The organism is Bartonella sp. AP40SXNS (assembly GCF_042195825.1).
Classification (GTDB): Bacteria; Pseudomonadota; Alphaproteobacteria; order Rhizobiales; family Rhizobiaceae; genus Bartonella.
On sequence record NZ_JBHIPB010000136.1, the window covers coordinates 1 to 529 of the forward strand.

Genomic DNA, 529 nt, shown 5'->3' on the forward strand with positions numbered 1-529 from the left:
CATTGATGAAATTTTCCTAAATCAACATCAAGATTATCAACATCAAACGCCTGATGAAACTGAAGATGCTGATAAACAACCTGAATCTGCGGATCAAAAACAACACCTTTATACCCTGTTGCAAACGTTCTACCGCTCGTTAAAGAACCGCTAAACTGTTTACCCTTTAACGCCACAACCTTGCCCCGTGAAAGGGTCAAAACATCACCCTTAAAAAGACCATACGATACCACCCCATCTATATAAAAACCCCTATCATGCTGCAAACTCCCATAGGCAGCAAAAGACCATTTATTAAATGCGCTTTTTTTGCTTTGTTCAACATCCTGAGGATGTAGAGAAAGATTTCCATAGTTCCCCAAAACTCCAAAGAATGTACGACCATATAAACTCTCAATCTCGTTTAACAAAACACCTGCTTCAAGTGCATTATAATCGAGCTCAGCACCATAGCCATATTCAAAAGCAGATAAATTGGAAGCATAATGATGGCTCCCCCCATAAGCACGCAGAAAAAAGGCTGTCTTTT

At 39.7% G+C, this 529-nt stretch carries 1 protein-coding gene; it reads right to left on the reverse strand.

Going from position 1 to position 529, the window contains the following annotated elements; all coding sequences use genetic code 11:
* Window positions 1-529 (reverse strand): autotransporter domain-containing protein (locus tag ACFILZ_RS10175; RefSeq protein WP_375611103.1); only part of this gene is annotated, 529 nt, incomplete at both ends.